Here is a 25,890-nt window from a genome sequence, read left to right on the forward strand (position 1 = left end):
CGCCGCACGGGCCGGCGTCACCGTCGGTGCGAGACCGCCAGTTCGACCAGGTGACGCCGGGTCACCCGGCCGCCGTGTCGCCCGTCGATCAGGCCCGCGACACAGGCGAGCAGCCCTTCGCGGGCGGCGTGGGGAAGGGCCCGGTGGCCGGAGTAGGTGCGCAGCAGGTCCAGATAGGCGGAGGTGCCGTAGGTGAGGTCCTGCTCGTAGCGGCGCAGGACCGTCGGCCCGAACCTGCCGCTGCGGGCCACCTCCGCCGTGTGGTCCGAGGCGTCGACGTCGGCGGCGTCCGGCGGCCTGAGCCCGGGCGGTGTGGCGGGGTCGAAGCGCTCGTAGCAGCGCTGGACCTCCACGAAGAACGCCTCGGTTCCGCCCCGCACATGCTGGGTCCGCACCACGGCGAGCGCCCCGCCGGGACGCAGCGCGTCGGCGGCCCTGGCCACCCGCACCGCCGGGTCGATCCAGTGGAACGCGGTCGCCGAGACGACCGCGTCGAACGGCTCCCGGGGCAGCGGCCAGCTCTCGAACCGAGCGGTCACCACCTCCGCCGTCCCCGCCCCGGCCCCGGCCAGATTGCGCCGGGCGACCGCGGCGAGGTTCGCGCCCGCCTCGACGGCCGTGATCCGGTACCCCCGCTCGGCCAGCGGCACCGTCGCCTGCCCGGTCCCGCACCCGATCTCCAGCACCCGGCTGCCGGGGCGGACGCCCGCGAGTTCGGCGAGGTCGTCGTACAGCTGCGGCGGGTATCCGGGCCGCGCCCGGTCGTACAGCTCCGCGTCCTGGTCGAAGGTCCGGCCGAGCAGCGCCCGCCGGTCCTCGGCGGGCCGGTCGTCACGTCGCGGGCGGGGGGTACCGTCGGCCATACGGGGGAGCCTACCGACGGCCCTCGCCGTCCGCCCGCCCTCCGGCGCCGAGCCGCCCCGTCGGCCGCAGGGCCCCGCGCTCCTCGACGCGTGGCAGCTCATGGCGCGCGACCCGCAGCACCACCGGCGGCAGCGCGCCCCGAGCCGTCTGGGCCAGACGCAGCCACGAGGGCACGTAGACGGCGGTACGGCGGCGTTCGACGGCGCGCGCCAGCCGGGCGGCGACCGGCTCCACGGGGAGCACCCGGCGCAGCGGCGGCGGCATGTGGCCCCGCAGCTCCCGCATCACCGGCCGGCGGTCGGCGTCGCGGATCATGTCGGTGTCGGTCCAGTTGAGGTAGGCGATCCCGACGGCCACCCCTTGGTGCGCCACTTCGGCCCGCAAGGCGTGCGCGAAGGCCTCGACGCCCGCCTTCGAGGCGCAGTACGCACTCATCATGGGGACCGCGCCGATCGACGCGAGGCTCGCGACCTGGAGGAAGTAGCCGGAGCCGGCCACCAGGTCCGGCAGGAACGCGTGGGCGGTGAACGCGCTCCCGGTCAGGTTCACGTCGATCACCCGCCGCCAGGCGGCCGGGTCGCTCTGCCCGAACGGTCCGCCCTGCGCGATCCCGGCGTTGGCCACGACGGCCGACGGCGGCCCCAGCAGCTCCCGCACCTCGCCCGCCGCCCGCTCCAGGGCCGCCACGTCGGTGACGTCGACGGCCACGCACACCGAGGCCGTGGGCAACGAGGCCGCCACCGCCTCCAGCCCCCGCCGCTCAGGTCCGAGCAACGCCACCCGGGCCCCTCGCCCCGCCACCTCCCGCGCCAGCGCGGCCCCGATTCCCCGGGCCGCCCCCGTCACCACGACGGTGCGGTCCCGCAGGGGACTGTTCGGCTGGTTGGCCACGAAGTTCCCGGTAGCCACGGATCGGGAGGTCAAACGGCGGCGCGGGTGCGTACCTCCGACCGGAGTACGCCCCGACGTCACTACGTGCAACGGTTCGTGACGTCGTGTAACAGTCTGCGTATGATCACATGGCGAAACGACAAGCGGTCATGGCGACATGACAGGCAGACGGTGCGCGACAAGCAGGCCGTGCGCGCCGCGGTGGTGACGCTCGCGGCGGCGGCCGTGCTCGGCGTGCCGCTGAGCGCGCAGGCCGCGCCGGCCGGGGCCGACTGGGACGCCATCGCGCGGTGCGAGTCCAGCGGGAACTGGCGGGCCAACACCGGCAACGGGTACTACGGCGGGCTGCAGTTCGCGCAGTCCAGCTGGATCGCGGCCGGCGGGCTGCGGTACGCGCCCCGTGCGGATCTCGCCACGCGCGCCGAGCAGATCGCCGTGGCGGAGCGGCTGGCCAGGCTGCAGGGGATGTCGGCCTGGGGATGCGCCTGAGCGCGTCGCAGGGGTGAGCGAGCGGCCGGGGGCCCGGGTCGGGGCGGTCCCGGCCGCTCGCTCGTTCCAGGGGTGGCGAGAGGCGCTTGCGGCCGTGCGTCCGGTCCCGTGCGGCACGGGCCGCGGCCGCCGTCGGCGAAGCGTGGCCGGGCGAGGGCCGGCGAGCCGGGGTGAACGCCGGCGAACGTGCGTGAACGACGGTGAACGGGCGGATGCCGCCCCGGCGTCGAACGGAACGCAATAGTCCACACACGGCACGGCATAGTCCACGCCCGGCGTCCTACGCTCACAGCGAGCCTCAGCAAGAGCCGACCGCGCGGCCCCGGTGGTGCACCCCCCCCACAGCACGTCACCTCTCCGGAAACCCCACGGATGGAGATCCACATGCGCAGGACGAGCGCACGGTTCACCCTGGCCGGAACCGCCCTGGCGACCGCCGTCGCCATGAGCGTCATCGGTTCCGGCACCGCCACCGGTGTCACCCCCGCGGAACCGGTGACGGCCGCTGCCGCCGGTCCCATCGGCTTCGGAGCCGCCACCACCGGTGGCGCCGGCGGCAGCACGGTCACCGTCTCCACCGCCTCCGCCTTCACGGCCGCGGTGCAGAGCAGCACCAAGCAGATCGTCCAGGTCAACGGCACGATCTCGCTGTCGTCGATGACGAAGGTCGCCTCCAACAAGACCATCGTCGGCGTCGGCACCGCCGGCCGGATCACCGGGAGCGGGCTCAACCTGTCCCGGGTCAACAACGTGATCATCCAGAACCTGACGTTCACGGGGTCCAACGACGACGCCATCAACGTCGAGTACTCGACCAACGTCTGGATCGACCACAACACCATCTCGGGCGCCTACGACGGGGCCGTCGACATCAAGCGCGCCTCCAACAACATCACCGTGTCCTGGAACCGCACACACAACCAGAACAAGAACATGCTGCTCGGCCACTCCGACAGCAACGGCTCCGAGGACACCGGCAAGCTGAAGGTGACCTACGTCAACAACTGGTTCGACGGCACCAACCAGCGCAACCCGCGCGTCCGTTTCGGCAACCCGGTGCACGTCCTGAACAACTACTTCAGCGACATCGGCGACTACGGCGTGGCGTCCACCGAGAACGCGGGCGTCCTGGTGGAGGGCAACTACTTCGAGAACACCGACGACCCGTACCACCTCGGCGAGGGCGACTCCGGCCCGGGCTCTCTCGTGGCGCGGAACAACCACTTCGTCAACTCCGGGTCCGGGCAGGCCGGCGGCAGCGTCGCCGCCATCCCGTACAGCTACACCGCCCAGTCGGCGTCCACCGTCAAGGCCACGGTGACCGCCGGGGCCGGCGCCGGCAAGATCTGAGCCGCTCCAAAGGCGGGACCGGCGGCGCGACGGCCGCCGGTCCCGCCGTATGCCTTGCCGCATCCGACCGCCTCGTCTAGGTTTCCCCACCCGGCCCGCCGGCGCCGTCGCCGGCGACTGCCTGGCCGAGGCCGACCGAGGGAGCGCCGATGCCTGCCGAACCGCACGGGGCGGCCGGCGGACCACGGCGGTCGCTGACGATCGGGCTGCTCACCGCGAACATCCACCTCGGCGTCGGCGCCACCTTGTGGTCCGGCGTCCGCGCCGCGGCCGAACGCGGCGACGTCAACCTCGTCTGCTTCCCCGGCGGCGACCTGCGCCGGGGCGACCTGCCGCGCAGCGCCCTGTACGACCTCGTCGGCCCCGCCCGTCTCGACGGCGTGGTCTGTTGGAGCTCGACCATCGGTCTGCCGTCCTCGGGGGCGCGGGCGCGCGCACTGATGCGGCGGCTCGCGCACATGCCGGTGATCAGCCTCAACCAGCCGCTGAGCGAACAGGCGGACGTGCTGTCCATCGACTCGCACGCCGGGATGCGCAAACTGGTCGGCCATCTCGTCGCCCGCCACGGATGCCGCCGCCCCGCCTGCATCCGCGGCCCGCTCGCCAACCCGGTCTCCGAGGAGCGCTACCGCGCCTACGCCGACGCCCTGCGCCACCACGGCATCGAGCGGGAGGCCACGCACGTCGTCGCCGCCGTCGACTTCGCCGCGCCGGGCGGCGCCTCGGCGATGCGGGTGCTGCTGGACGCCCGAGGGCTCAAGCCCGGGGTGGACTTCGACGCGGTGGTCGCGTGCAGCGACGTCCTCGCCGCCGACGCGCTGCGGCTGCTGACCGAACGCGGGGTGCGGGTGCCCGAGGACGTGGCGGTCGTCGGATTCAACGACTCGCCCGAGGCCCGGCTCTGCGACCCTCCGCTCACCTCGGTGGCGCTGCCGTTCGCCGAACTGGGCGCCCTGGCCGTCGACACCCTGGTGGCCCGGCTGCGCGGCACCCGACCGCCGGACCGCACGACCATCCCGGCCACCCTCGTGCCGCGCCGGTCCTGCGGCTGCCGCTACCCGCCCGGCCCACACGTCGCCGCACCGCTCGACCGGTCCGACCGCAACGACCGGCCCGACCGCAACGACCTGACCGCCCGTCCGGCGCTCGGCTGGGCCGCGCTGGACGCCGTACTGCCCTCGGCCGGGTCCCGGCTCGCCGCGGCCTTCCACGCCGACCTCGCACCGGTCCCCGGTCCCGGCGCCGGCGGGGGAGCGGCGGCCGAACCGGACGACTCCACGGGCGACTTCCTGCCCCTGATCGAACGGTTGCTGCGCGGCCGGGCCCGCACCCAGGCCGAGGTCGACCGCTGGCACCAGGCGCTGGAACGCGCCCGCCTCGGCGTCGTCGACGCCCTGCCCACCGGGCAACGCCGCGACGCAGAGGCCCTGTTCGGGCGAGCGCGGCTCATCGCCGCCGAGCGCTCGCGCGCCCTGCTCGAGTACGAGCGCTGGACACAGGCCCAGCGCGCCCGCCGATTAAGGGAGTTCGGCACGGCCCTGACGACGGTGGTGGACCTCGACCAGCTCTCCGGCGTCCTGGAGCGGCACCTCGCCCAGCCGGGCGTCCCGCACTGCCGGATCGTCCTGCACGAGCAGGCCGCGCCCGGCTCGGCGCCGCCGGTGCGCGGCATGGCCCGGCCCCTGCTGACCCGCGCCGAAGGGCAGGTGCTCGGACACTCCGGGGTGCTCGACAGCCCGCCCTTCTCCGCCGCCCTGCTCCTGCCCGACGATCTGCTGCCGACCGGCCGGCGGTTCCGGCTGGTCCTCGAACCCCTCCACATCGGCGAGGAACAGCTCGGCCTCGCCGTCTTCGACGCCACCTCCAGCGAGGCCGCCGACCACGACGGCGCCCTGTACCGGGAGCTGGGCGACCAGATCAGCGCGGCGCTCAAGGGCATCGGCCTGTTCGACGAGGTGCGCCGGGCCCGTGACGCGGCCGAGCAGGCCAGCCGGTTCCAGACCCGGCTCCTCGCCCATGTCACCGGGGAACTGCGGGAGCCGGTGGAGGCCATGCTCGCGCGCGACGGCGACGACCCGCGGACCGTCCTCGCGGCCGTACGCCGGGACGCCGCCCGGCTGCTGCACCTCACCGACAACCTTCTCGACCTCGCCCGCTCGGAGGCCGGCGACCTCGTGCTGGCCCGCCGGCTCCTGGACCCGCTGCCGGTGCTGGAGCGGGCCTGCGCCGAGGCGGCCGGCTCCCTGCCGCCTTCCGCCGCGTGGTCGGCCGCTTTGCCCGCCCGGCTGCCGTCGGTCCCGGCCGACCCGGTGCGGCTGCGGCAGATCCTCGTGAACATGCTGACGGCCGCGGCGGACCGCGCGTCCCCGGCGGGCGTGGAGGTGTCGGCCGACTGGTCGCCGTCCGGCGTACGGGTCACGGTCGCCGTACCGGGCGCGGGGGCCGCGCCGGGCGCCGGACACCGGTTCGACGTCGGCCTGGGCGCCGCCCGCCGGCTGGCGATGCTGCACGGCGGCTCCCTGACCGGCGCCGGCTCGCCGGACCGCGCCGAGTACGTGCTGGAACTGCCCCTGCCCTCGCCGGACGGGCACGCCCACCCGTCCGCCACGGGGGACGGGCCCCTGCTGGTCGTCTCCCCGGACGAACCCGCCCCCGGCGACGGCGAGCGGGCCGCGGCGGAGCGGCTGGAGGACGCCCGCGATCCCGTGTCCCTGGTGGAGCACCGGCCGCCCGCCGCCGTCGTGTGGCAGGCGCGGCCCGGCCGGCCGCGGGAGTGGCGCACCGTGCAGCGCCTGCACGACCATCCGGCGCTGCGGCACACGCCGTTCGCGCTGTTCGGCGCGGCCGGCGCGGATCTGCGGGACGCCCTGCGGGCGCTGCGGCCCGACGGTCTGGCCGAGCCGGTCGTGGTCGCCGGCCGGTCGCGGGAGTCCCGGGAGGCGCTGCGCCGGCTCGCCGAGGCCGCGCTGCCCGGTCACCCGGCCCGCGTGGTGGCCGACGCGGCGACCGTGCTGGCGCTGGTCGCCGAGGAAACGCCCCGACTGGTGCTGCTGGAGCCCTCGCTGCCCGACATGCACGCGCTGGACGTGGTGGACCGGCTGCACGACGGCGCGGGGCGGGCGCTGTGTCCCGCGGTCGTCGCCGGCCACGAGGGGATCACGGCCGCCGACGCGCGACGGGCCCGGCCCCATCCGGCGCTGCTCCTGCTGGACCTGGACGTGTTCGCGCCGCACGAGGCGGCGGCCCTGGTACGGAATCTGGCGGGCCGGGACGGCAGCCGGCCGGCGCGGGTGCGGGCGGTCGTGGACGACGCCCTGGTGTATCTGTACGAGCACTACCGCCGGCGGATCTCCCGCTGGCAGGTGGCCCAGGCCGCCGGTGTCAGCCCCGATCATCTGGGCCGGCTGTTCCACCAGCGCTACGGCCTGACGGTGTGGGAGTACCTCACCCGGCTGCGGGTCCGCCGCGCGGCGGAGCGGCTGCGCTCCAGCGAGGACAGCGTGCAGAGCGTGGCCCGCTCGGTGGGCTTCGGCGACCGCGCCTATTTCAGCCGGGTGTTCCGCCGGATAACCGGGGTCGCCCCGCACTTCTACCGCGAGGACCGCGCCTCGGGGCCGACGGCGGCGGGCCGCTGAACCGGGACGTCCCGGCTCAGCGGCCCGCGCGGACCGGCGGATCTCAGCCGTGGTAGTTGATGTACCCGTTGCGGTCCGGGTCGTCGGCGGTCCGGGTGTAGGAGTGCACGTCGGCGCGTGCCCCGGACGGCTTGTAAAAGTAGATGGTGTCCTTGTCGTTGTTCCACATGAAGTTGCAGTTCTGGCGGTAGACGACGTTGTCCGCGTCGGAGTTGGTGCCGCGTCCGCCGCGCAGCTTGACGTAGTCGCCGGGCTGGAGCTTGTGGCTCGAGGAGAACGTGTACCGGTTGCCTGCGGCGTCCTTGACGACGTAGCCCTTGAGGTCGACGGTCGTCCTCGACGAGTAGTTCTTGATCGTCAGGTACTCGGCCCTGGTGTTGCCGGTGGTGCAGCTGTTGGAGTCCGAGCCCGGGGCGTCGTACTGGATGCCCTTGATCTTCAGGGACGACGAGTACTCGGCGGCCTGCGCCGGGGCGGCGGTGACGCCCGCGACGGCGCAGGCCGCGGCGGCGACGGCCAGGGCATGACGTATGCGCATGAGGAAATCCCCCTCAGTGGTGCGGATGAAGCGCCTGGAGCATACCGAAAATGTGATCGGCCGATGACGGTGTGGTGTGAAAATCGTGAAGATCATGCTCCGGAGGTTTGGCCGGACTCGTGCCCCCTGTCTGCTGTCCGACCTCTGCCGACCCGCCCGGCCGGCCGCCGCCCCGGTCGCGGCGGTGGAGAACGGCGCGACCGTCCTGGGAAGGATCGGATGCGCCGGACCGTACCGGAAGTAACCCGGGGGCGGGACGCGGGCCGGCGGTACACGCCGCCGGCCCGTAAACATGCCCGCATTGTCAGTGCCGTGGGGAAGAATGACCGATAGTCAGATCAACATCGGCTGGGACCGGGTAGGCGGTCTCTCACCCGCTTCTCGGAAAGGCCACCGCTGATGCCGCCCACCGCACTGTCCAGGACCGGTTCCCAGGCACCGGTGAGCCGGGCCGGCGCCGACGTCCTGCGCATCGTCTCCGACCCGGCCACCCCCGTGTTCGTCACCGTGCACGTCGGCGGACGCCGCAGATACAGCTACTGGCAGCCGCTCGACCCCGCCACGGGGCGGGGGAGCTGCTACGTGGCGCTGCCCACCGCCGTCTGCGACGAGCTGCACGCCGCCGGCCGGATCACGCTCGGGGAGCCCGTCGTCGATCCGACCAGGACCGTCTACCGGGTCCGCGCCGTGCGGGTCCCGGCCGCGCCGTCCGTGCGCGCCGTGGCGCCGCCGCGGCGCCGCGCGGCCTGACCGGGGGCCGGCCCCGCGGCGTCAGTTCTGGTAGGGCTGCTGCTGCGGCTGCCCGTAGGACTGGCCGGGGCCGCCCGCGGCCTGTGTCTGGAGCTGCTCCGCCTGCTCCTGGGTGATCCGCTGCTCCGCGCCGCAGAACGTGCACTGCGTCGCGTACTTCGTGGAGAACGGGAACAGCGGCACGAAGAACAGGGTGAACTTCGAGACGTGCTTCCTGAGCGCGTGGGCGGAGGGATTGCCGCACCGCCCGCAGACCAGGGTCACCATGGCGAGCTGGTAGAGGTACCCCTTGGTGCCAAATATGATCATGCTGTCGGTCCTTTCCGGGACAGGGCGAGCGGGCTCATGGCAACAGTCTCACGCCTGCCCTCCGGGGCGTCGCGTCACCCGCGCTCCGGGACGCGGCGGAACGCCCAGTCCATCCGCGGTTCCATCGCGAAACGGAAGACCCGGCGGACCGGCGCGGTGCACAGGGCGGTCACGAGCACGGCGGCCACGACGCTGACGGCGATCGAACCGAGCGGGCTGTGCGGCCAGGCCCGGTCGGACCAGTGCCAGTGGTTGGCGGCCTGGAGGAAGAAGCCGTGCAGCAGATAGCCGTACAGGGTGCCCGCGCCCAGCGCGGTGAACCAGGTGTGCCGGCCGGGGACCAGGGCGAGGAAGCAGGCGGCCAGGACCGCCGAGCAGGCGAAGAGGGCCAGGGTCATCAGCGGCCCGTACCAGGACGGCACGCCGAAGGCCTCGGCGCTGGAGCGGTGGAAGAACCAGGCGTAGTCCATGCGCGGGACCGCCCAGTAGGCCACGACGAGCCCGCACAGCAGGACCGGCGCGGCGGCCAGCCGCACTTCGCGGCGGCGCAGCAGCCGAAAGTGCTCGGGCTTCAGGCACAGGCCCAGTACGAAGTAGGGCAGGAACTGCAGGGCGCGCTGCAGATCGAGGTCCTTGCCGATGGACGGCGACAGCGTCGCCAGCGCCGCGACGGCCAGCGCGACCGGCAGCGGATACCGGATCGCCTTCCACACGGGGGTGGTCAGCCGCCAGATGAACAGCGCCGCCAGGAACCACGTCAGATACAGCGGGTCCAGCAGCGTGACGGAGCGGTCCGGCTCGCCGTCGGCCCACCTGGTGAACAGGGTGTACGCCGTCTCGAAGACGACGTAGGGCACGACGAGCCCGGTGACCAGGCGCTTGATCCTGCCCGGGCTCGCGTCGAAGCCGCGCGAGAAGTAGCCGGATATGACGATGAACGCCGGCATGTGGAAGGCGTACACGAACATGTAGACGGCGGTGACGGTACGGCTCTCGGACCGCAGCGGCTCCCAGGCGTGCCCCATCGCCACCAGCACGATCGCCAGGTACTTCGCGTTGTCGAAGAACGCGTCGCGCTGCCGCCCGGGCCGGTCGCCCCGCGCGGGCGCGGCCTTGTCCCCGGTCGTGCCGTCGGCCGTGCTGGCCATGGTCCTGTCGCCCTCGGGCGTGGCGCCGCGGGGCGTCGGTACCGCCGCGAGTTCGTCGTTCGCGGCCTTCGTTGTGTCGCTCATCACTTCCCCTGCCCAACACCGGTGGAACTCGCGCAGAACAATACGCGTCTTGCAGAGGTCCAAAACGAGGCGTGGAAGTGAGGCATCCCAGGCTCCTGACCACTTCGCGTCGGCTCAAACCAGGTATTCACCGAGTCGTACTTGACCGATCGTTCCAGATCGTCCTAGGGTCACGGCATGGCAAGGACCAAGGAGTTCGACCCCGACGCCGTGCTGCAGTCCGCCCTGGAGCTGTTCTGGCGGCGCGGCTACGAGGCGACGTCCATGGCGGACCTCGTCGAGCACCTCGGCATCGGCCGCGCCAGCATCTACGCGACCTACGGCAACAAGCGGGAGCTGTATCTCAAGGCGCTCGACCGGTACGCCGAGTCGCGCGACCCCGACCTGCTGGACCTGTTGTCCCAGCCGGGGCCGGCGCTGCCCGCCGTGCGCGCGGTGGTGCGGCGGTTCGCCGCCGAGGCCGCCGACGACGCCCGGCGCCGCGCGGGCTGCTTCGTCACCAACACGGCCGCCGAACTCGCCCCGCACGACCCGGCGGCGGCCCGCCGGGTGGCGCTGAGCTGGGAGCACCTCGAAACCCTGCTGCACTCGGCCCTCGTGCGCGCCCGGGCCCGGGGCGAACTCCCCGGCGACCGCGATCCCCGGGCGCTGGCCCGCATGCTGCTGGTCCTCATGCAGGGACTGCGCGTGGTCGGCAAGGCCTCCGACGACCCCGCCCGCGTCCGCGACGCCGCCGAGCAGGCGCTCGTGCTGCTGGACTGAGCCCGGCCGCCCGGCCGGCCTCCGAAACGCTCCACAGGGCCTCCGCTTTTCACCCATGTCCTTATTCTGAACCGAACGGTCAAAAATTGGGGGAGATGTGACCGCGACCCGCCCGGCCGAGGAACCGCCGCTCGCCCGTCCCGGGCGGGCGACGCGCCTGCCGTTCGCCCTCCTGGGCGCGATCCAGGTCACGCTCGTGTTCACGCTCGCCTCGATCGCCGTGCCGCTGCCCGCGATCGGCCGCCGGTTCGGGCTCGACCGCGAGGAACTGGTACTGCTCAGCGCCGCCTACGGGCTCGCCTTCGCCGGACTGCTGCTGCTCGGGGGACGCCTCGCCGACCGCTACGGCGGCCGGCGCGCGCTGATCGCCGGGCTCGCCCTCTTCGGCGCCGCCTCCGCCCTGGCGCCGTTCGCCCCGGGGCACGGCCCGCTGCTCGCGGCCCGGTTCGCCCAGGGCGCGGGTGCGGCCGTCGTGGCGCCCGCCGCGATGGCGGTGCTCCGGGTCCTCTTCGCCGAGCGGTCCGCGTACCGGCGTGCGACGGCCACCTGGGGCGGCCTGTCGATGCTCGGCGCCACGGCGGGCAACCTGCTGGCGGGGATCGTCTCGGCGCTGCTGTCCTGGCGCTGGGCGCTCGCCGCACCGCTGCCCGTGACCGCCGCCGCCCTCGCCCTCGCGCCCCGCGTCCTGCCGCCCGCGCCCGCCGGGACCGGCCGGCCCGCCGGTCTGGACGTGCCGGGCGCCGTGCTCGCCACCGCGGGCATCGCGGCCACCAGCTACGGCCTGGTCCTGACCGACGCCCGGCCATGGGCCTCGGCCCCGGTCCTCGTCCCGACGGCCGCCGGCGCCGTACTGCTCGTCCTCTTCGTCCGGGCCGAACGCCGGGCGCGCGACCCTCTGCTGCCGCCCGGGTTCCTGCGTGACGGACGGCGGGCGCTCGGGCTGACCGCCACCGGGCTGACCGCGGCCGGGACCAGCACCGTGTTCGTGCTGTTCTCACTGCACCTGCAGAACGGGCGCGGCTGGTCGGCACTGGAGACCTCGGCGGCCTTCCTGCCGTTCGCCGCCGCGCTGCTCGTCGGCGCGAGCGGCGCCGGGCGGCTCGTCGCACGCCACGGCCCGGCGGCCGTCACCGCCGCCGGACTGGCCGCCGGCGCCGCGGGGCTCGCGCTGCTCGCAAGCCGGGGCCTCGATCCGGACGTCCCCTACGCCCACGGCATCCTGCCCGGCTTCCTCCTGCTGCCCGCCGGGGCCGCCGCCTCCTTCGCGGGAGCCGCCGTCCTCGCCACCGACCGCGTGCCCGCCGCACGCACGGGGCTCGCCGGGGGACTGCACAACACCGCGATGGAGGCCGGACCCACCGTCGGCTTCGCCGTACTGCTCGCCGTGGGCTCGGACGCGGCGAGCCTCGCCGCGGCGGCCCTGCTGTTCGCGGCGACGGCCCCGGCGGTGCGCCGCGCCGGCCGCTGACCCGACCCCACCGGCGTACCGCGCGCCGGACCCCGATCCGCTCGCTCGCACACTCCGGAACCGGACCGCCCACACCAACCCGCCCACACCATGAGGAGCCCCATGTCCCACAACCGCTTCACCGACCGCACCGTCCTCGTCACCGGCGCCGGATCCGGCATCGGCCGGGCCGTCGCCCTCGCCTTCGCGGCCGAGGGAGCCCGCGTCGTGGCGGCCGGACGGACCGGGGCCGCGCTCGACGAGACCGTCTCCCTGGCGCAGCGGGCCGGCGGCACCGCGCTCGCCCGCCGGGCCGACGTGACGCGCGCCGCAGACCTGGAGGCGCTGGTGCGCGAGACCGCCGAACACTTCGGTTCGCTGGACGTCGCCGTGAACAACGCGGGCGTCTTCCGCGGCGGGCCGCTCGCGGACCTCGGCGAGGACGACTGGCAGGCCCTGCTCGACACCAACGTCACCGGCGTCTTCCACGCGATGCGCGCCGAGATCCGGCAGATGCGCACCCAGCCCCGCGGCGGAGCGATCGTCAACGTCGCCTCCAACCTGGGGGCGCACAAGCTGGTGCCCGGCACCACCGCCTACGCCGCGTCCAAGGCGGCCGTCGCCGCGCTGGCGCGCGGGGCGGCCCTGGAGTGCGTCGGCGACGGGGTGCGGATCAACGCCGTCAGCCCCGGCGCCACCGACACCGCCATGTCGCTGCACCCCGGCGAGACCGAGGCCGAGCGCGCCGTCCGTATGAAGGCCCAGTCACCGCTGGGCCGGGTCTCCACCACCGACGAGGTGGCCGCGGCCGTGCTCTACCTGGCCTCGGACGCGGCGGCCTCGGTGGTGGGCGCCGACCTGGTGATCGACGGGGGCGCCGGGCTGTGACCCCGTAAAACGGTATGGCCGCGTGCGGTCGGCGCACTACGATCCGAGCCGCCGACCGATCAAGTGGGGGACCGTGGAACACGACTGGCAGCTCCGTGTCGACCGAGCCATCGACTGGGCGCGGGGGTGGCTCGGCTCGACCGAATACACCACGCGCTGCCTGGCCTTCGTGGAGGACGCCTACGAACGCTCGGGCGACGTCGAGGTCTTCGGCGGCGACTTCGCGCACGAGTCCGCCGAACTGTACGGGGCCCGGCACCGCACCGGCACGCCGCCGGCCGGCGCGTTCGTCTTCTACGACACGACCGGCGAACTGGCGGGCATCCGGCAGAACTGGGGCCATGTGGGGCTGTGCGTCGGCGACGGCCGGGTCGTCCACGCCTGGGACCGGGTCAGGATCGACCACCACCTGGAGATCCCCGGACTGTCGTCGCCTCCGGGGTGGGACGCCCCGGCCCGCGCCGGATGGGCCCCGGTCGAGCGGGTCTTCCAGGGGGCTCGGGCCAAGGACTGGACGGCGGAGGGCGAGCCGGCCGAGGCCGCACGGCGCATGATGGCCGCCCGATGGTCTTGCAAGCCGCCATCAGGCGCGTGAACTGCAGTTTTTCGTTGACGGGCAAACGATGTCTGAAAATACCTTCATCAGTTTGCGCAAGAGTCGTCACCGGCGCAGGATGACGCCGCCACAACACGTCGCGCCGCAACGGAGCGGACCCGGCGACAGCCGACACTTCCGTCCGACTTCGGAGAACCGCCATGCCCAGCCTTCAGCTCCGCGCCGCACTCGCCACCACCGCCGTGGCCGGCCTCCTGACCGCCCTGTCCGCCGGCCACGCCATGGCCGACGGCGACTCCACGGTCCCGGAGTGCGTCCACCACCACAGCGACTGGCGCTACACCTCCGTCGTCAACGACTGCGCCGTCACCGTCGACGTCACGGTCGAGTACACCGACGGCCAGACGGTGCCCTGCCGCACCGTCGCCCCCGGCGCCTGGGCGACCTTCCCCGGCTACGGCACCACGTCCAACTACGTCACCGGGTTGCGCGCCTGCACCCCGGCCTCCTGAACGGCCGTACTCGTCATCGGCGAACCGGCCCCCGCACGCTGCGGGGGCCGGTTCGCCCGTTGTCGCCCTGTCCCGCCGGCCCGTTCAGCGCGGCAGCCGGCGCAGGGCGGCCAGGAGCCGGTCCACGTCCTCGTCCGAGGTGTACGGCGCCATCCCCACCCGTACGCCGCCCGCGTCCCCGAGCCCCAGGTGGCGTGAGGCCTCCAGGGCGTAGAAGTGGCCCGCCGGGGCGGCGACGCCGTGCTCCGCGAGATGCCGGGAGACCTCCGCCGGCGCCAGGCCCGCCACGGTGAACAGCAGGGTCGGGGTGCGGCGCGCCGCCCGCGAGTACACCGTGACGCCGTCCAGTTCCCGCAGCCCCTGCTCGACCCGCTCGCGCAGCCGTACCTCGTGCGCCTCCAGCGCCTCGAACGACGACAGCAGACGGGAACGGCGGTCCCCGTCCGCGCCCGGCGCCAGGCCGGCGAGGAAGTCGACCGCCGCCCGAGCCCCGGCCAGCAGTTCGTACGGCAGCGTGCCCAGCTCGAACCGCTCGGGGACCGCGTCCGTGGACGGCAGCAGCTTGTCCGGCCGCAGCGTCTCCAGGAACTCGGGGCGGGCCGCCAGCACGCCCAGATGCGGGCCGAGGAACTTGTACGGCGAGCAGACCAGCGTGTCCGCGCCCAGCGCGGCCAGGTCGACGGGCAGGTGCGCGGCGAAGTGGACGGCGTCGACGTGGAACAGGGCCCCGGCCCGGTGCGCCACGTCCGCGACGGCGCGCACGTCCGGGCATGTGCCGGTCAGGTTGGACGCCGCGGTGACCGCGACCAGCCGGGTCCGCGACGACAGGGCGTCCTCCACGTGGTGGGGACGCAGCTCGCCCGTCGACGGGTCGAAGTCCGCCCGGCGGACGGAGGCGCCGACCGCCTCCGCCGCCTGGACCCAGGGCCGGATGTTCGCGTCGTGGTCGAGCCGCGACACCACCACCTCGTCCCCGGGCCCCCACTCCTTGGCGAGCGTGCGCGCCAGGTCGTACCCGAGCTGGGTGGCGCTGCGCCCGAAGACGATGCCCCGAACCTGCGCGCCCAGCAGATCGGCCAGGGCGCCGCGGGCCTCCTGGACGATGGCCTCCGCGTTGCGCTCGCCGTCGGTGCCCTGCCCGCGGTTGGCCAGCGGGCGGGTCAGCGCCTCCGTGATGGCGTCGACCACCGGCTGCGGGGTCTGTGTCCCGCCCGGTCCGTCGAACCGGGCCGTGCCGGACTTCAGGGCGGGGATCCGCGCACGGATCGCGTCGACGTCGAGGACCATGGGAACTCCAGTGCCGGAGGAACGCGCTGCCCGCCCATGATCGCAGGCGGAGGCGGAAAGGGGGTTGTGGGAACGATTCCAACTCTGCACGATGCTGGCGTGACCTCCTCTGCCTTCATCCGCCCGTATGCGCCCGGGGACCGGCCGGCCCTCGACGACATCTGCGTGCGCACCGCCCACAACGGCCAGGACAGCCGGCCCTTCTACACGGACCCGAGCGTCTTCTCCGCCACTTTCGCCCTGCCCTATGCCGAGTTGGAGCCCGAACTGACGTTCGTGGTGGACGACGGGCGGGGGCAGGCGGTCGGCTACATCGTCGGCACCGCGGACACCGCCCGCTTCGTCGAGGCATTCCGCGACCGGTGGCTGCCCCTGGTGGCGGACCGCTATCCGGAACCCAGCGGCCCGCCCGCGACGCCCGACGAGCGGATCGTCGTCCTCCTGCATCACCCCGAGCGGATGATCGTGCCCGAACTCGCCCGTCATCCCGCCCACTTGCACATCGACCTGCTGCCCGACTGGCAGGGCCGCGGCCTGGGCCGGAAGCTGATGCGGACGTTGCTGAAGGCCCTGCACGACCGGGACGTACCGGCCGTCCACCTGGGCATGTCGCCGGCCAACACCGGCGCCCGTGCCTTCTACGACCGGCTCGGCTTCGAGGAGATAGCCGTCGCGGACGCCGTGGACGTCACGTACCTCGGTCGCCCGACGAGCGGCTTCGACCGGCTGTGACGAGCGGCTTCGACCGGCTGCGACCGGGGTGAACCCGGCGCGGGGTCCCCCTGCGCGGGGTCCCCTGCGCCGGACGCCGCCGTGCCCTGTGACCGGCCTGGACGCGCCGGAGGAGGGTTCCCCCGTGTCCACGGCGGAACCCTCCCGGCCCGGCAGCCCGGTCAGGCGGTGTGCAGCCTCAGCCCGTACCGGTTGAGGATCTCGTTGACCGGCTGGAACCAGGTCTCACCGCCGCCGGAGCAGTTGCCCCAGCCACCGGAGGTGACGCCCTGAGCCTGGTCGCCGCTGATGAACGAGCCGCCCGAGTCGCCGGGTTCGGCGCAGACGCTGGTCTTGGTCATCTGGTGCACCGCGCCCTGGCTGTAGTTGACCGTCTCGTTCTTGGCCAGGACCCTGCCGCAGTGCCAGCGCGTCGTGGAGCCGGAGCGGCAGATCGAGGCGCCGATCGGGGCCTCGGCCGAGCCGCGCACGAGTTGGTCGGGGACCGTGCCCCAGCCGAGCACCACCGGCACCGTCCACCAGCCGCTGCCCACGCTGACCCACGCGTAGTCGTTGTCGGGGAACGAAGAGCCCTGGAAGGTGCCGATGTACGAGCGGTCCCAGCCGCTCACCCCGGCGCCGACCCCGCCGCAGTGCCCGGCGGTGACGAAGCCGCCGTGCACCGAGAAGCCGATCGAGCAGCGGGCGTTGCCGGTGTAGTACGGGTCGCCGCCGACCGTTCCGGCCGCGAAGGTCCGCGGGGCCGCCGGAACCGTCCGCACGGTGACGGGTCCGGCCTCGCGGGCGCGGGCGACGAAGCGCTCGACGTCGTCGGCGGTGCGCTCGCCCTCGACCACGTTCACCACGACCGAGTTGGCGGCCGGGTCGACGTGCCAGCTGCTGACGCCCTCGGGCGCGGACAGGCGGTCGATGCGGGACTTCGCCGCATCCAGCCGGCGTTCGCTGTGCTCGACGGTGCGCACGGTGGCGCCGGTCGAGCGGACGGCCCGCACGGCCGACGCGCCGGCGTCCGCCGTGACGGCGACGGTGAGCCTGCCGCTGTCTGCGTCGAACCACGCGCCGCCGTAGGCGGCCCCGGCGGCCTTGCGGGCCTTGGGGACGAGGCCGGTGGCGGCGCGCTCGGCGGCGAGCCGGTCCTCGGCCTCGGCGCGCGACAGGCCGAGGTCCCGCTGCATGGCCGTCAGCAGCCCGGCCGAGGCCGGCGCCGAGGCGGTCTCCGCCGCGGCGGGGGAGTCGTCGGCCGAGGCGGGAAGAGTGCCCGCGGCGGCCCAGCCGCCGACCATGAGGAGGGCGGCGAGGCAGGCCTGCGTGACTCTGGTGCGTCTCATGGGGGAGTTGCCCTTCGTCGTTCCGGCAAAGGTGGGGGAGGAACAACCGTGTCTGAGAGCGCTCTCAACGGAGTGGAGCAGAGCATAGCGGCCTGTATCTGTCAGGTCTATGCCAATGCGGGAATGCGGGGGATGCACGGAAGGGCGGAGGCGATCGGAGGGAAGCACGCGGGGATGCCGCCGGCGGTGGTGCGACCGGGGAGAGAGCGACCCGGAAGCGACAGGGGGACAGCGGGCGCCCGCCCCGCGTCAGGCCCGCGCGGCCCCGCGCAGCCCGGCCCGCACGCGGTCCGGCGTCAACGGCAGCTCCCGGAAGCGGACACCCGTGGCGTGGTGGACCGCGTTGGCCACGGCCGCCGCCGAGCCCACGATGCCGATCTCGCCGATGCCCTTGCTGCCCATCGGATTGACGTGCGGATCGTCCTCGTCGATCCAGTGCGCCTCGATCGCCGGCACGTCGGCGTGGGCGGGCACGTGGTAGGCGGCCAGGTCGCACTCCGCGAAGTCACCGAACGCCGGGTCCACCGTGCTGCCCTCGGTCAGCGCCATGCCCAGCCCCATCGTCATGCCGCCGATGAACTGCGACCGTGCCGTGCGGGAGTTGAGGATCCGCCCGGCGGCGTACACGCCCAGCATCCTGCGCAGCCGCGTCTCCCCGCTCACGGCGTCCACGGCGACCTCGGCGAAGTGCGCCCCGAACGTGTGCCGCGCGTAAGGGCTTTCGGCGTCGGCCCGGCCGGCGGTGTCGGCGCGCTCGCTCAGGCCCTCGGCGGGCAGCGGCCCCGCGTGCCCGGCCAGCCGCTCGGCCAGCCGCGTGCACGCCTCGTGCACCGCCCACCCCCAGGAGGAACTGCCCGACGAGCCGCCGGCCAGCGGCGCGGCGGGCAGTTCGGTGCTGCCGACCTCGGTCCGCACCCGGTCCAGCGGCACGCCGAGGGCGTCGGCGGCGATCTGGGCGAGGACGGTGCGGGCGCCCGTGCCGATGTCCGTCGCGTTGATCCGCACGACGAAACCGCCGCCGGGCAGGGCGTGCGCGCTCGCCGTGGACGGCACGAGCAGGACGGGATAAGTGGCGGCGGCCACCCCCGTGCCGACCAGCAACGGCCCCTCGGCGCGGGAGCGGGCGCGCGGGTCGCGCCCGGACCAGCCGAAGCGGCGGGCGCCCTCGCGCAGGCACTCCACCAGGTGCCGGCTGCTGAAGGGCTTGCCGCTGTCGGGCTCGGCGTCCGGCTCGTTGAGGATCCGCAGCTCGACCGGGTCCATGCCCAGGGCGCACGCCAGTTCGTCCATGGCGGACTCCAGCGCGTACATGCCGGGCGCCTCGCCGGGGGCTCGCATCCACGACGGGGTGGGCACGTCCAGCCGTACCACCCGGTGCGCGGTGAGGCTGTTCGGCGCGGCGTACATCACGCGGGCGGGCACGGCGGCCTGCTCCACGAACTCCTTGATCCGCGACGAGTGCGTGGTCGCCTCGTGCAGGACTGCGGTCAGCCGGCCGCCGGCGTCGGCTCCGAGGCGGACGCGGTGCAGCGTGGGCGCCCGGTGGCCGACCGCCGACGGCAGCGTCCGGCGGTGCAGGGCGAGGGTGACGGCGCGTCCGGTGCGGCGGGCGGCCATCGCCGCGAGGACGACGTCGGGGCGGGGCGTGCCCTTGGATCCGAAGCCGCCGCCCACGTGCTCGGCGGTGACGGTGACATGGTCCTCGGGCAGCCCGAACAGCGCGGCGAGCGTGGCCCGTACGGCGCCGGTGCCCTGGCTGGAAGTGTGCGCCAGCAGCCGGTCGCCGTCCCAGCGTGCCGTGGAGGCGTGCGGCTCCATCGGGTGGTTGTGCAGCGGCGGCACCCGGTAGGCGCAGTCGATGCGGACGGGGGACGCGGTGAACGCCCCTGCCGCGTCGCCCCGTTCGCGGCGGGCGGGGTGGCCGCCGTTGGCCTCCTCGGGCTCGTAGCCGCCGGGGTGCCCGGCGGTGAGCGTGACGTCGTGCTCCTCGGCCGCGTACGTCACCCGGACCGCGGCGGCGCCGGCCCGGGCCGCCTCCGGGGTGTCGCCGACGACGAGGGCGACGAACCAGCCGTGGTGCGGCACGCGGTCGTCCTGGAGCACGCGCAGGACGGGATCGCCGGACTCGTCCAGCCGGGGCGCGTTCTCATGGGTGAGGACGGCGATCACCCCGGGCAGGGCGAGCGCCGCGGAGGCGTCGAGGGCACGGATTCGGCCACGGGCGACGGACGCGGTCACGGGCCAGGCGTGGGCGCGGTCCGGGAAGGCGTGCTCGGCGGCGTAACGGGCCCGGCCGGTGACCTTCGCCGGGCCGTCCCGGCGCTCGGCGGGAGCGCCCACGGCCGCTCCGGGGGGCGCGGTGACGGTGGCGGTGGGCGTGGATGCCATGCGGGAGCCTCCTGCGTCAGACCCGGGCCGGGGTGCGCGGCGCCAGACGGGTCAGGACGTCCACGGCGATGTCGCGGGTGAGGGAGATCTTGTAGGCGTTGTCGCGCAGCGGTTCGGCGGCGTCCAGTTCCAGTCCGACGGCGTGCTCGAAGGCGGCGCGGGTCGGCGCGGCTCCCAGCAGGGCCTCCTCGGCCCGCAGCGCCCGCCACGGCCGGTGCGCCACCCCGCCGAACGCGATCCCCGCATGGCGGACCACGCCGTGCGACACGTCCAGCACGGCCGCCACCGAGGCGAGTGCGAAGGCGTACGACGCCCGGTCGCGGACCTTGCGGTAGGCCGAGGGCAGCCCGCCCGTGGCCGCCGGCAGGACCACGGCGGTGACCAGTTCGCCGGGCAGGATCTCGGTGTCCCGCTCCGGACGGTCGCCGGGCAGGCGGTGGAATCCGGCCACGGGCAGGCTCCGGGGGCCGTCCGGTCCGTACAGCTCGACCCGGGCGTCCAGCGCGGCGAGGGCGACCGCCATGTCCGAGGGATGCGTGGCGATGCAGTGCGTGGAGTGCCCGAGGACGGCGTGGTCGCGGTGGACGCCGTCGCGGGCGCCGCACCCGCTGCCCGGCGCCCGCTTGTTGCACGGCTTGGAGACGTCCTGGAAGTAGGAGCAGCGGGTGCGCTGCAGCAGGTTGCCACCGGTCGTGGCGGCGTTGCGCAGCTGACCGGACGCCCCCGACAGCAGCGCCTGCGACAGCGCCGGGAATCGGTCGCGGACGACGGGATGCGCCGCGAGGTCGCTGTTGCGGACGGTGGCGCCGATCCGCAGCGAACCGTCGGGGAGTTCCTCCACGGCGTCCAGCGGCAGCCGCCGGACGTCCACCAGGGCGTCGGGCCGCTCCACGCCGAGCTTCATCAGGTCGACCAGGTTGGTGCCGCCGGCGAGGTAGCGGGCGCCGGGCCGGGCGGCGCAGGCCCGCGCCGCCTCCTCGACGCCGGCGGCGCGGACGTAGACGAAGGGCTTCACGACGCGACGTCCTCCACGGCCTCGACGATGTGCGGGTAGGCGCCGCACCGGCACAGGTTGCCGCTGAGCCGTTCCCGGATCTCCTCCCGCGTCAGCGGCACCGGCCGCCCCGGCGGTGCGCCGGGGCCGGTGACGTGCGAGGGGTGGCCCGCGGCGGCCTCGGCGATCGCGCCGACGGCGGAGCACAGCTGGCCCGGAGTGCAGTACCCGCACTGGAAGGCGTCCCGGTCGAGGAAGGCCCGCTGGAGCGGATGGAGGCGGTCGCCGTCGGCGAGCCCCTCGACGGTGGTGACCGAGCAGCCGTCCAGGGCGACCGCGGGCAGCAGACAGCTGTTGACCCGCCGCCCGTCGACGAGCACCGTGCAGGCGCCGCACTGCCCCTGGTCGCAGCCCTTCTTCGAGCCGGTCAGGCCGAGGTCCTCGCGCAGCAGGTCCAGCAGGACGCGGCGGTTGTCGACCGTGAGGGTGTGCGGGGCGCCGTTGACCTCGAGGGTCGTGACGGACCGGTGGACGTCGTCGCGGTGGTCTGCGTCGTGGTGCGGGCCGTCCATGGCGTCCTGGCCTTTCGTGCGCGAACGGGCGGGGCGGGCGCCGCGCCCGCCGGAAGTCGCGTCCCCAGGCTGCGCCGTCCCACACCCTCCGGCACGCCGAAGCGGGCCGCCCGGGTGTTCCTACGCCCCGCTCCAGTACGGACCCTCGGTCGCCTTCCGCCGCTGCATGGCCGTCAGCCGGATCGCGAAGAACGCGGCGGCGCCCGCCGCGGCCACGTACAGCAGGTCGAGCGCCGCGTACTGCAGCACGGCGTCGCGAATCTGCCCGGGACCCTCCGCCGCGTCGAGCCGTGCCGCGGTGACCCGTCCGAGGAGCGTCGTCGCGACGAACAGCGCCCACCACAGGTTCACCGGCCACATCGGCGTACGGCGCCGGTCGTCCCCGTCGGGCAGCGGGGCGCAGGCTCCCCACATGCCGACGGCGACGCGGTACGGGATCCAGAGGTTGGCCACCGGGATGAGCCAGCCCCATATGGCCCAGCCGGGCCCCCTTCGGAACGCGTCCGGCGCCAGCAGTCCGGTGCTGCGGCGCATCAGGAAGAACCAGACCACGAAGACGATCGCGCACGGCAGCACCGCCATGACCTGCAGCCGCCCGGCGTTCTCGTACAGCGCGTACGCGTCGTGGAACTCCCGCTCGGAGGCGAAGGCGAAGCCGGCGTCCCCGTCGACGAGCGCGTAGACGCGGCTCCCGGCGAACACGGCGAACAGGTCCGTGGTGGCGCTCACGACGAGCAGGGCCAGCACGGCGGCGAGCAGCGCCCGCGACGCCAGGGGGACCGTGCCGGGCAACGGCGGACGCGGATGCAGCTCACTGGATGCGGACATGGACGACCCCCCACGGGCGAGGAAAAGGAAACGGCCCCGCGAAGTTTCAAGATCGCGGCTCCCGCACGATAGGCGGTGCGTCCGCGCCGCGTCCACGGCGTTCCGGCCGAGGCGGGACGGGCCCGGCCGAGCCGCGTCCGGATCCGCGCGCGTGCGGTTCCTGATCGGGCGGGCCGCAGCGCGAGCGGCGGCAGCCGCCCCGGCGGGGTCCGCGGAAATCCGGTTGGCCGCGGGCTGTGCGGTTACTCCGTCCCTCATGGACGACAAGCGGCCGCTGGCCCTGGTGACCGGGGCCTCCAGCGGAATCGGACGGGAACTGGCCAGGGAGTTCGCTGAGCACGGGTACGACCTGCTGATCAACGCCGAGGACGACCGGCTCGAACACGCGGCCCGGCAGTTGCGCGAGACCGGCGCCGACGTGCGGGCCGTACGGGCAGACCTGCGGGACCCGGCGGGCGTGGACGAACTGATCGCGGCCACCACCGGGCTCACGGTGGACGTGGCCGTCCTCAACGCCGGCGTCGGACAGGGCGGCGCGTTCGTCGACGGAGACCCGGAGGACGACCGGTCCGTGATCGACCTGAACGTCGCCTCCACGGTGCGGCTCGCGAAGCCGCTGCTGCGCCGGATGGTGGAGCGCGACGCGGGCCGCCTGGTCTTCACCTCGTCGGTCGCCGCCATGATGCCGGGCTCCTACCAGGCGGTCTACAACGCCTCCAAGTCCTTCGTCCAGTCCTTCGCCGAGGCACTGCGGGAGGAGCTGAAGGACACCGGCGTCACGGTCGTCTCCTTCATGCCCGGCCCCACCGACACGGACTTCTTCCGCCGGGCCGGAATGGCCGACGACACCCGGGTCGGAACCATGGAGAAGGACGATCCGGCCGAGGTGGCCCGGCAGGCGTACGAGGCGGTGGCGAAGGGCCGCGAGAAGGTCGTCACCGGTTCCCTGAGAACGAAGGCGCAGGGCGTGGCCGGCCGGGTGCTGCCCGACGCGGTCAAGGCCAGGATGCACCGCGGGCTCGCCGAGCCGGGGACGGCGGAGCGCGGCGGGAACGGCGGCGGCTGACCCGTCCGCCGCTCGCCGCATGCGCCGCGCGCCCGGCCGTTGGAGGGTGTGGAGAGCTGTGTCCGTGCGGACGGCTCGATCACACGACGCCCGTGCGCGGGCCCGCCGGTGGCGGCCCGCACGGGATGGAGGCAGTTGACGCAGACCTGTCCGCGGCCCGGCCGACGGGGCGCGGAGGAAGGACATCCATGAGCGAGACCAATCCCGTCAAGCGGGTGGTCCAGAAGATCAGCGACACCGTCGAGAGCGCCCTCGGCGGCCCGGAGGAGGGCATCCCGGGCAAGCCCGGGTCCCGGTCCCCGTCCGTCGCCGAGCCCACCGAGCCACGCGAGCCGCTGCCCCCGAAGCCCGACCAGAGCGGCCCGGCCACCGTGTCGCCGACCGGGCAGCCGACCGGCGCCGACCAGGCCCGGATGGCCCAGTCGGGCGCTTACCTGACCACCGCGCAGGGCGCGCGGCTGTACGACACCGACCACTCGCTCAAGGCGGGGCCCCGGGGTCCCGTCCTCCTCCAGGACCACCAGCTGCGCGAGAAGGTCATGCACTTCGACCACGAGCGCATCCCGGAGCGGGTGGTGCACGCCCGGGGCGCGGCGGCCCACGGCGTGTTCCGGAGCTACGGCACGGCCGCGTCGGTGACCAGGGCCGCGTTCCTCGCCGCCGACGTGGAGACGCCGGTGTTCGTGCGCTTCTCCACCGTGCTGGGCTCGCGGGGCTCCGCCGACACGGTGCGCGACACCCGCGGTTTCGCCACGAAGTTCTACACCAGCGAGGGCGTCTTCGACCTGGTGGGCAACAACATCCCCGTCTTCTTCATCCAGGACGCGATCAAGTTCCCCGACGTCATCCACGCGGGCAAGCCCCACCCCGACCGGGAGATCCCGCAGGCGCAGAGCGCCCACGACACGTTCTGGGACTTCGTCACCCTGCACACCGAGGCCACCCACCACACCCTGTGGAACATGTCCGACCGGGGCATCCCGCGCTCCTACCGGATGATGGAGGGCTTCGGCGTCCACACCTTCCGGCTGGTCGCCGAGGACGGTTCCACCACCCTGGTCAAGTTCCACTGGAAGCCGAAGCTGGGCGTGCACTCCCTGGTGTGGGAGGAGGCGCAGATCGCGGGCGGCGTCGACCCCGACTTCCACCGGCGGGACCTCGCCGACGCCATCGAGGCGGGCGCGTACCCGCAGTGGGAACTCGGCATCCAGACCTTCCCCGACACCCCCGAGCAGACCTTCGAGGGCATCGACCTGCTGGACCCGACGAACATCGTCCCCGAGGAACTCGCCCCCGTGCAGCCGGTCGGGCTGCTCACGCTCGACCGGAACCCGTCGAACTTCTTCGCCGAGACCGAGCAGGTCGCCTTCCACGTCGGCCACCTCGTCCCGGGCATCGACATCACCGACGACCCGCTGCTCGCCGGACGGCTGTTCTCCTACCTGGACACCCAGATCACCCGCCTCGGCGGTCCCAACTTCCCCCAGCTGCCCGTCAACCGGCCCCAGACCCCGGTCAACGACATGCTGCGCGACGGCATGCACCAGACGGCCGTCCACCGCGGCGTCGCCCCCTACCGGCCCAACTCCCTCGACGGAGGCTGCCCGTTCACCGCCACGGCGGACACCGGGGCCTACGTCGAGACCCCGGTACGCGTGCCGGAGGCGGCCAAGGTGCGCGAGGCGCCCGAGTCGTTCGCCGACCACTTCAGCCAGCCCCGGCGGTTCTGGCTCAGCATGAGCCCGGTGGAGCGCGAGCACATCATCGGCGCCTACACCTTCGAACTCGGCAAGTGCTACGAACAAGCCGTCAAGGAAAGGGCGTTGCAGGTCCTCGCCAACATCGACCCGGAGCTGTGCGCGGGCGTCGCCGAGGGTCTCGGCCTGCCGGCGCCCGGCCCCACCGTGCCGCTCGCCGACGTCGCACCGAGCCCGGCGCTGTCCCAGGTCGGGCGGGCCTGGCCGACGGACGGCCGGATCGTCGGCATCGTGGCCGGCGCGAACGGCGACCCGGGTGACCTGCGCGGCGTGCGCGAGGCGGTCCTCGCCGCCGGCATGGTGCCCCTCGTCGTCGCCCCGACCGGCGGCGTCCTGGGCGGCGAGGCGGGCGTGACCGTGCAGCGCACCTACGCCACCGCCCGGTCCGTCGAGTTCGACGCGGTGCTGGTGGCGGGGGCGCCGGGTGCGGGCAGCGACGCGTACGGCGCCCGTGACGCCAAGGGCCTGCCCTCGCCCGCGCGGCCCGCTCCCGTCGACCCCCGGATCGCCCTGCTGCTGTCCGAGGCCTATCGGCACGGCAAGGCCCTCGGCGCCTGGGCCGGCGGCGCCTCGGCGCTGGAGGCGGCCGGGGTGCCCGTCGACGCTCCCGGAGTGGTCGCCGGGGACAGCGGGACCGGCACGCTGGAGGAGGTCGCCCGGCTGCTGGGCGGCCACCGCTGCTGGGAGCGGTTCACGGCCGTCGGCTGACCGGCGC

Annotated in this window: 23 protein-coding genes; 12 read left to right on the forward strand and 11 right to left on the reverse strand. The window is 74.3% G+C overall.

Going from position 1 to position 25,890, the window contains the following annotated elements; genetic code table 11:
• Positions 1–17: 17 nt before the first annotated feature.
• Positions 18–863, reverse strand: a complete 846-nt coding sequence (locus tag ACZ6KF_RS15965; protein ID WP_469176853.1) for a class I SAM-dependent methyltransferase — start codon at positions 861–863, stop codon at positions 18–20.
• 10 nt (positions 864–873) lie between these two features.
• Entirely contained in the window at positions 874–1,773 is a 900-nt protein-coding gene (locus ACZ6KF_RS15970) for an SDR family oxidoreductase (protein WP_356633898.1), read from the reverse strand.
• 102 nt (positions 1,774–1,875) lie between these two features.
• On the opposite strand from ACZ6KF_RS15970, the gene ACZ6KF_RS15975 reads away from it, so the two are divergent.
• The 3 genes from ACZ6KF_RS15975 to ACZ6KF_RS15985 all read left to right on the forward strand — a co-directional run bounded on the left by ACZ6KF_RS15975 (position 1,876) and on the right by ACZ6KF_RS15985 (position 7,229).
• A complete protein-coding gene (locus tag ACZ6KF_RS15975) occupies positions 1,876–2,244 on the forward strand; it encodes a transglycosylase family protein (RefSeq protein ID WP_469238777.1) in 369 nt (122 codons plus the stop codon).
• 384 nt (positions 2,245–2,628) lie between these two features.
• Positions 2,629–3,594: a pectate lyase family protein gene (locus ACZ6KF_RS15980; protein WP_356633894.1), complete on the forward strand. Its 966-nt coding sequence runs from the start codon at positions 2,629–2,631 to the stop codon at positions 3,592–3,594.
• Between the two features lie 149 nt (positions 3,595–3,743).
• Positions 3,744–7,229 carry a substrate-binding domain-containing protein gene (locus ACZ6KF_RS15985; protein WP_469238779.1) on the forward strand — a complete coding sequence of 1,162 codons (3,486 nt, stop codon included), beginning with the start codon at positions 3,744–3,746 and terminating at the stop codon, positions 7,227–7,229.
• A 43-nt stretch (positions 7,230–7,272) separates the two neighbouring features.
• Here the strand turns inward: ACZ6KF_RS15985 and ACZ6KF_RS15990 are convergent, their stop codons facing one another.
• Positions 7,273–7,767: a lamin tail domain-containing protein gene (locus tag ACZ6KF_RS15990; RefSeq protein WP_356633890.1), complete on the reverse strand. Its 495-nt coding sequence runs from the start codon at positions 7,765–7,767 to the stop codon at positions 7,273–7,275.
• 399 nt (positions 7,768–8,166) lie between these two features.
• Between ACZ6KF_RS15990 and ACZ6KF_RS15995 the strand changes: the two genes are divergently transcribed.
• On the forward strand, positions 8,167–8,517 hold the full coding sequence (locus tag ACZ6KF_RS15995; protein ID WP_356633888.1) for a hypothetical protein: 351 nt from the start codon (positions 8,167–8,169) through the stop codon (positions 8,515–8,517).
• A 21-nt stretch (positions 8,518–8,538) separates the two neighbouring features.
• On the opposite strand, the gene ACZ6KF_RS16000 is transcribed toward ACZ6KF_RS15995, so the two are convergent.
• Together ACZ6KF_RS16000 and ACZ6KF_RS16005 are read right to left on the reverse strand one after the other, a co-directional pair.
• Positions 8,539–8,826, reverse strand: coding sequence for a zinc-ribbon domain-containing protein (locus ACZ6KF_RS16000; RefSeq protein WP_356633886.1), 288 nt, complete (start codon positions 8,824–8,826; stop codon positions 8,539–8,541).
• A 74-nt stretch (positions 8,827–8,900) separates the two neighbouring features.
• Positions 8,901–10,058 (reverse strand): acyltransferase family protein, encoded by a 1,158-nt coding sequence (locus ACZ6KF_RS16005; protein WP_469238781.1) that lies wholly within the window; start codon positions 10,056–10,058, stop codon positions 8,901–8,903.
• 177 nt (positions 10,059–10,235) lie between these two features.
• On the opposite strand from ACZ6KF_RS16005, the gene ACZ6KF_RS16010 reads away from it, so the two are divergent.
• The 5 genes from ACZ6KF_RS16010 (at position 10,236) to ACZ6KF_RS16030 (ending at position 14,223) form a co-directional block, all read left to right on the forward strand.
• Positions 10,236–10,820: a TetR/AcrR family transcriptional regulator gene (locus tag ACZ6KF_RS16010; RefSeq protein WP_356633884.1), complete on the forward strand. Its 585-nt coding sequence runs from the start codon at positions 10,236–10,238 to the stop codon at positions 10,818–10,820.
• A gap of 97 nt (positions 10,821–10,917) precedes the next feature.
• The gene (locus tag ACZ6KF_RS16015) at positions 10,918–12,288 is read left to right on the forward strand and encodes an MFS transporter (protein ID WP_469159301.1); all 1,371 of its coding nucleotides are present in this window, start codon (positions 10,918–10,920) and stop codon (positions 12,286–12,288) included.
• Between the two features lie 102 nt (positions 12,289–12,390).
• Complete coding sequence (locus ACZ6KF_RS16020; protein WP_469238783.1) at positions 12,391–13,155, forward strand: SDR family NAD(P)-dependent oxidoreductase; 765 nt, start codon at positions 12,391–12,393, stop codon at positions 13,153–13,155.
• A gap of 73 nt (positions 13,156–13,228) precedes the next feature.
• Positions 13,229–13,750, forward strand: coding sequence for an NlpC/P60 family protein (locus ACZ6KF_RS16025; protein WP_356633878.1), 522 nt, complete (start codon positions 13,229–13,231; stop codon positions 13,748–13,750).
• Positions 13,751–13,911: 161 nt separating this feature from the next.
• Positions 13,912–14,223, forward strand: coding sequence for an alpha-amylase (locus ACZ6KF_RS16030; protein ID WP_469176867.1), 312 nt, complete (start codon positions 13,912–13,914; stop codon positions 14,221–14,223).
• A gap of 84 nt (positions 14,224–14,307) precedes the next feature.
• Here ACZ6KF_RS16030 and ACZ6KF_RS16035 read toward each other — a convergent pair whose 3' ends face one another.
• Positions 14,308–15,510 carry a cysteine desulfurase-like protein gene (locus ACZ6KF_RS16035; RefSeq protein WP_356633874.1) on the reverse strand — a complete coding sequence of 401 codons (1,203 nt, stop codon included), beginning with the start codon at positions 15,508–15,510 and terminating at the stop codon, positions 14,308–14,310.
• Positions 15,511–15,609: 99 nt separating this feature from the next.
• Here ACZ6KF_RS16035 and ACZ6KF_RS16040 point away from each other — a divergent pair, with 99 nt between their 5' ends.
• A complete protein-coding gene (locus tag ACZ6KF_RS16040) occupies positions 15,610–16,242 on the forward strand; it encodes a GNAT family N-acetyltransferase (protein WP_356633872.1) in 633 nt (210 codons plus the stop codon).
• 161 nt (positions 16,243–16,403) lie between these two features.
• On the opposite strand, the gene ACZ6KF_RS16045 is transcribed toward ACZ6KF_RS16040, so the two are convergent.
• The 5 genes from ACZ6KF_RS16045 to ACZ6KF_RS16065 form a co-directional block, all read right to left on the reverse strand.
• A complete protein-coding gene (locus tag ACZ6KF_RS16045) occupies positions 16,404–17,570 on the reverse strand; it encodes a S1 family peptidase (protein ID WP_469159295.1) in 1,167 nt (388 codons plus the stop codon).
• A gap of 249 nt (positions 17,571–17,819) precedes the next feature.
• Complete coding sequence (locus ACZ6KF_RS16050) at positions 17,820–19,958, reverse strand: molybdopterin cofactor-binding domain-containing protein (protein ID WP_469238785.1); 2,139 nt, start codon at positions 19,956–19,958, stop codon at positions 17,820–17,822.
• A 16-nt stretch (positions 19,959–19,974) separates the two neighbouring features.
• Positions 19,975–20,973 carry an FAD binding domain-containing protein gene (locus ACZ6KF_RS16055; protein WP_356633868.1) on the reverse strand — a complete coding sequence of 333 codons (999 nt, stop codon included), beginning with the start codon at positions 20,971–20,973 and terminating at the stop codon, positions 19,975–19,977.
• Positions 20,970–21,524: a (2Fe-2S)-binding protein gene (locus ACZ6KF_RS16060; protein WP_356633866.1), complete on the reverse strand. Its 555-nt coding sequence runs from the start codon at positions 21,522–21,524 to the stop codon at positions 20,970–20,972. Before ACZ6KF_RS16060 ends, ACZ6KF_RS16055 begins: the two co-directional genes overlap by 4 nt.
• 120 nt (positions 21,525–21,644) lie before the next feature.
• Positions 21,645–22,352, reverse strand: coding sequence for a DUF4328 domain-containing protein (locus ACZ6KF_RS16065; protein ID WP_469238787.1), 708 nt, complete (start codon positions 22,350–22,352; stop codon positions 21,645–21,647).
• 256 nt (positions 22,353–22,608) lie between these two features.
• Between ACZ6KF_RS16065 and ACZ6KF_RS16070 the strand changes: the two genes are divergently transcribed.
• Entirely contained in the window at positions 22,609–23,418 is an 810-nt protein-coding gene (locus ACZ6KF_RS16070) for an SDR family NAD(P)-dependent oxidoreductase (RefSeq protein WP_469159292.1), read from the forward strand.
• Between the two features lie 188 nt (positions 23,419–23,606).
• Positions 23,607–25,883: a catalase gene (locus ACZ6KF_RS16075; protein ID WP_469238789.1), complete on the forward strand. Its 2,277-nt coding sequence runs from the start codon at positions 23,607–23,609 to the stop codon at positions 25,881–25,883.
• The last annotated feature ends 7 nt before the right edge of the window (positions 25,884–25,890 follow it).

Source organism: Streptomyces sp. NPDC046379, assembly GCF_055587785.1.

Excerpts from the sequence above, each read along its gene's own strand:
- ACZ6KF_RS16035 (WP_356633874.1), bottom strand. The coding sequence starts at position 15,510 with ATGGTCCTCGACGTCGACGCGATCCGTGCGCGGATCCCCGCCCTGAAG.
- ACZ6KF_RS15985 (WP_469238779.1), top strand. The coding sequence starts at position 3,744 with ATGCCTGCCGAACCGCACGGGGCGGCCGGCGGACCACGGCGGTCGCTG.
- ACZ6KF_RS16070 (WP_469159292.1), top strand. The coding sequence starts at position 22,609 with ATGGACGACAAGCGGCCGCTGGCCCTGGTGACCGGGGCCTCCAGCGGA.
- ACZ6KF_RS16060 (WP_356633866.1), bottom strand. The coding sequence starts at position 21,524 with ATGGACGGCCCGCACCACGACGCAGACCACCGCGACGACGTCCACCGG.
- ACZ6KF_RS16005 (WP_469238781.1), bottom strand. The coding sequence starts at position 10,058 with ATGAGCGACACAACGAAGGCCGCGAACGACGAACTCGCGGCGGTACCG.
- ACZ6KF_RS16065 (WP_469238787.1), bottom strand. The coding sequence starts at position 22,352 with ATGTCCGCATCCAGTGAGCTGCATCCGCGTCCGCCGTTGCCCGGCACG.
- ACZ6KF_RS16075 (WP_469238789.1), top strand. The coding sequence starts at position 23,607 with ATGAGCGAGACCAATCCCGTCAAGCGGGTGGTCCAGAAGATCAGCGAC.
- ACZ6KF_RS15995 (WP_356633888.1), top strand. The coding sequence starts at position 8,167 with ATGCCGCCCACCGCACTGTCCAGGACCGGTTCCCAGGCACCGGTGAGC.
- ACZ6KF_RS15980 (WP_356633894.1), top strand. The coding sequence starts at position 2,629 with ATGCGCAGGACGAGCGCACGGTTCACCCTGGCCGGAACCGCCCTGGCG.
- ACZ6KF_RS16000 (WP_356633886.1), bottom strand. The coding sequence starts at position 8,826 with ATGATCATATTTGGCACCAAGGGGTACCTCTACCAGCTCGCCATGGTG.
- ACZ6KF_RS16050 (WP_469238785.1), bottom strand. The coding sequence starts at position 19,958 with ATGGCATCCACGCCCACCGCCACCGTCACCGCGCCCCCCGGAGCGGCC.
- ACZ6KF_RS16020 (WP_469238783.1), top strand. The coding sequence starts at position 12,391 with ATGTCCCACAACCGCTTCACCGACCGCACCGTCCTCGTCACCGGCGCC.
- ACZ6KF_RS15965 (WP_469176853.1), bottom strand. The coding sequence starts at position 863 with ATGGCCGACGGTACCCCCCGCCCGCGACGTGACGACCGGCCCGCCGAG.
- ACZ6KF_RS15990 (WP_356633890.1), bottom strand. The coding sequence starts at position 7,767 with ATGCGCATACGTCATGCCCTGGCCGTCGCCGCCGCGGCCTGCGCCGTC.
- ACZ6KF_RS15975 (WP_469238777.1), top strand. The coding sequence starts at position 1,876 with ATGATCACATGGCGAAACGACAAGCGGTCATGGCGACATGACAGGCAG.
- ACZ6KF_RS16045 (WP_469159295.1), bottom strand. The coding sequence starts at position 17,570 with ATGAGACGCACCAGAGTCACGCAGGCCTGCCTCGCCGCCCTCCTCATG.
- ACZ6KF_RS16030 (WP_469176867.1), top strand. The coding sequence starts at position 13,912 with ATGCCCAGCCTTCAGCTCCGCGCCGCACTCGCCACCACCGCCGTGGCC.
- ACZ6KF_RS16010 (WP_356633884.1), top strand. The coding sequence starts at position 10,236 with ATGGCAAGGACCAAGGAGTTCGACCCCGACGCCGTGCTGCAGTCCGCC.